The following is a 3778-nucleotide window of genomic DNA, read 5'->3' on the forward strand; positions in this document are numbered from 1 at the left end:
GCTCGCCACCCGCTACCGAGCCGGACTCCAACTCGCCTCACTCATCCTCTGGCTCCGCCAACCAGCGACATGATCATTGTCAGACACACCCTAGCGCCCAGGAGACCATCAGCGGACTACCGGCCGGAACGGAAGGCTGGATCCGCAAGGCACACGTGTGCATGCGACTCAACTGAGGCAGAACACCGGGTGAGGCCAGGCTTCACCCCGCGTGGCTCGGGGTGGACGGCAGCGCGGGGCCACGCTTGGAACAGTCCACGGCTCGTAGCCCCGCGCCGCCGGCCACGTGCCCCACCACCCCAACCACCAGGACCGTCCACCCATACGCGGACAAGGAAGTCCCGCCCGAGCCACACGGCCGGGCGGGACTTCAGCGCGACGCCTACAGAGGCGGAAGTTCCACGAAGTACTGCCGCCCGAACCTTTCTTGCCGGATCTGGTCGCCCGCCACGCGGAGAGCCACCTCCCGGGGATCGAAGATCTCGAAACTGTGCTGGCCCGGATGGTCCGCGTAGAGCGTGCAACAGCGCTGGCGGCTCGCGTCGTGCCGGGTGCAGTCGGTTTCGAGACGGATCGTCAGCCTCATACCTCCTTCTGTATTCCAGAAGAGCCAGATGGATTCCCATTCAGGCTTGAGTAGCGGGTCAGCCTCACCGAGGTAGGCAGCGTGCATCTCGCCGTGCTCCGCCGTGGACAGTTCGCATTGATGGCCTTCGCCTTCGCAGTCTGTGTCCAGGGGTGCCATCTCGGCCGTACACCGGTGAAACACAACGACTCCCATCGTTCCGAATCGAAGGGCCCGGACGGGCCCGAGGAAGACCAGCCCAGTACCGGCCCCCCTAACAGGCCACCGGGCCCGGCCCCTTGGAAGCCAGGCCCGACAGCGTGACCTACGAAGGCGGACAATCGCGCCAGTCGTCCGCCATCACGCGTCGAACGAGGCGCTCCCACTCATCGGCCTCCCACTCCGCGTACGTCGCAGGCTCCACGGCCTCCGGCTCGGGCACGTCACCGTGGACCCAGTTGACAGCCGCCAGATAGAGCCCGTACAGACACTCGTCCAGGCAGCCCAGGACATGCCGCAGGCGATACCTGATCTCACCTGGCTCTGTCGATGACGAAGAGCAGCGTTTCTCTGGCAGGTCGGGAGGCGCTGCCCGCGCCGATTGTCCACGGGTTCGGACAGCAGCTCGGTGGTGACCGGCGAGACGCCGTCGACCGCCCGTCCGGCGCTCGGGGGAAAAGCGCTGGCTACGGGCGCAGGTGGCAGCCAGTACCGCTCCGTTGCCGGGCGCCGGCGGGTGCCTCCCGTTCTCGTCGACAACGACATCCCGGCGCGGCAGGTGCCTCCCGCGGTCGTCAACAACTGCTGTCGTGAGACGTCGATAAAGCCACTCACCCATTGACCGGGTCTCCCGGGGCATGCGGGACGACGCGGAGCACCGATGTCACGACCGAGCGGAACACGTCGTGACCTTGGTTCCGCCCGGCATGGTCGATCGGCCAAGCCGTCCGCCCCGAAAGCTCGTTGGTCGGCTCGCAGCGATCACCGCAGTGAACGCACTCCAGTTCATGGACCGGTGCCGCCCCCGCCGTCTCCTCCACTAGATGAGTGAGTCCAAGGGATGGCCTGCGGACATGGCACGAGGGCGTCCAGTGTCGATGTGTGACGAACGACGTGAACACCCTCGCAACAGCACTCTATGCCCGGATCGACGACGAGTTGAAGGCTTCGCCATGGCTGGCTCCATGGCGTCCGAAGGTCGGGATCACGCCCACGCTCAGTGACGCGGAACTGCTCACGCTCGCCGTGATGTCAGCGTTGCTCGGCTACACCTCCGAGCGGCGCTGGCTGCGCCGCGTCGACCGTGACTTCCGCGGCCTGTTCCCCTATGTGCCCCAGCAGTCCGGCTACGGCAAGCGGCTGCGTGCCGCATCATCCCTGCTCACCAGCATGATCCGGATCCTCGCCCAGGACACATCGCTGTGGAGTGACGATGTATGGCTGGTCGACTCCACCCCGGTCGGCTGCGGTTGCTCCCGGGAGACCGCCAAGCGTTCGGAGCTGGCCGGGGTGGGCCCAGTACGGCTACTGCGCGTCGCATTCCCGATATTTCTGGGGCCTGCGCCTCCACCTGGTCTGCACGCCTGGCGGCCTGCCGGTCCTGTTCGCACTCACCGGGGCGAAGGCCGACGAACGCGAGACCCTGCGCGACATGCTCGACACCTCACCAGAGGTCCAAGCCAGTCATCCGCGACAGACGATCATTGGCGACAAGAACTACTACGGCCGAGAGTTTGAGCAGGACCTCACCGAACGCGACCTCAGGCTGCTGCGTCCGGCCCGCAAAGGCGAGCCCGAGCGGCCCGGCGCGCACCTGTTCAAGCCACTCCGACAAGTCATCGAGTCGATCAACCAGACCCTCAAGGGCCAACTCGACCTGGAACGACATGGAGGCAAGAGCCCGGCCGGGGTGACCGTCCGGGTCCTCCTGCGCATCCTCGCGTTAACCGCCGCGGTCTGGCACAACGACAAAATCGAGCAACCCGTCAAGCGGTCACTGACCGCGACCACACCCCTTGGACTCACTCATCTAGGGACCAGTCGGCAAGCGGAATCACAGGCAGCAGTTCGGTGGCGGGCCGCCGCGCGGGTCGCCCCTCTTCGAAGACGAAGATCACCGCCAGGCCGCCGGTCGCGTAGCGGTCGGTCTGTGTCGCCTTGACCGTGCGCCACACCCCACCGAGGCTCACCCGGTCCCCAGGGCCCACCAGCACGGCACGCCAGTGTCGCTCATCGGCCATGGCTGAGCCCCCCGTCCAGCAGAGACAGTTCAACCCAGACCGTTTTGCCGCACCCTTTGCGCTGCCAGCAGCCCCAACGGTCCGAGAGCTCTTCCACGATCCCGAGCCCCCGCCCGCTGGTCGCCTCCACGTCAGGCGTTCGTCGATGGGGCCAGTCCGACGCGCCGTCGCACACCTCAATGCGCAGGCCACCGCGTTACCGGACGTACCTCGTTTGGATCGCGTCTCCCGCAGGAGTAGTGCCGTGTTTCGCGGCGTTGGTCAGCAGTTCGGAGAGGACGAGGCAGACGGGATCCTCCAACGCTGACAGTCCCCATCCTGCAAGCGCTTCCCGGAGGTGGCCGCGTGCCAGGCCCACGCAGCGCGGGTGCCCAGTCCACCGCCTACTGACGACGTTCCGGCGCTGTTCCTGTTCCGCAGTCACCGGGCCGCCCCCCGGTTGTCCCGCACGATCAGCCACGTGTGGGAGCGCGCGAGCAATCCCCGTCGGAAGGCGGCTCGCTCCCAACGCTCCTGCTCCGCTTGCGCCGACGGCCGCACCGGCCAATACGTCTCACCGCGAAGCGGGAATGGGCCCCACGCGGACGTCACCACGGCGCCGGTGATGACGAGTCGATGCCGACGAGTGGCCGGTCCTTCGAGCTGATCAACTCGTGTCCGGCGGTGTCGTCCCATTGCTGGAAACACATGGTGCAGCAGGGGTTCAGTTAGACGAGCGATAGAGTCGAGCATGTCGGCGCTCCTTGTCAGCGTTGACCACGCCCCCGGACCGGTCGCACGGTCGCGGGGGTACTTCGCTGCCCAGGTAACCGCTCAGACCCGCACGTCGGGCACCTATCTGGTGGTGACTAGGTGGTGACTTTCAGTCGTGGGTATGCTTAGCCCTGGGTATTCAGCGGAATTGGGTGATCTGACGCCCTGATAGCAGAAAGGTGCCGTTGACCTGCGAGGATGCGAGTGTCTACGTCGTATC

The 3778-nt window shown here is 66.4% G+C and carries 2 protein-coding genes and 1 pseudogene; 1 reads left to right on the forward strand and 2 read right to left on the reverse strand.

The window, feature by feature from the left end; genetic code table 11:
- Positions 1-382 precede the first annotated feature (382 nt).
- Positions 383-586, reverse strand: a complete 204-nt coding sequence (locus tag ACIRQP_RS42155) for a hypothetical protein (RefSeq protein ID WP_403900737.1) — start codon at positions 584-586, stop codon at positions 383-385.
- Positions 587-1666: 1080 nt separating this feature from the next.
- On the opposite strand from ACIRQP_RS42155, the pseudogene ACIRQP_RS42160 reads away from it, so the two are divergent.
- A pseudogene (locus ACIRQP_RS42160) lies at positions 1667-2570 on the forward strand (IS982 family transposase); the annotation flags it as partial.
- Between the two features lie 16 nt (positions 2571-2586).
- Here ACIRQP_RS42160 and ACIRQP_RS42165 read toward each other — a convergent pair.
- Positions 2587-2805, reverse strand: coding sequence for a hypothetical protein (locus ACIRQP_RS42165; RefSeq protein ID WP_403900739.1), 219 nt, complete (start codon positions 2803-2805; stop codon positions 2587-2589).
- Positions 2806-3778: the final 973 nt, after the last annotated feature.

The organism is Streptomyces sp. NPDC102274 (assembly GCF_044766385.1).
GTDB lineage: Bacteria > Actinomycetota > Actinomycetes > Streptomycetales > Streptomycetaceae > Streptomyces.

Excerpts from the sequence above, each read along its gene's own strand:
- ACIRQP_RS42155 (WP_403900737.1), bottom strand. The coding sequence starts at position 586 with ATGAGGCTGACGATCCGTCTCGAAACCGACTGCACCCGGCACGACGCG.
- ACIRQP_RS42165 (WP_403900739.1), bottom strand. The coding sequence starts at position 2,805 with ATGGCCGATGAGCGACACTGGCGTGCCGTGCTGGTGGGCCCTGGGGAC.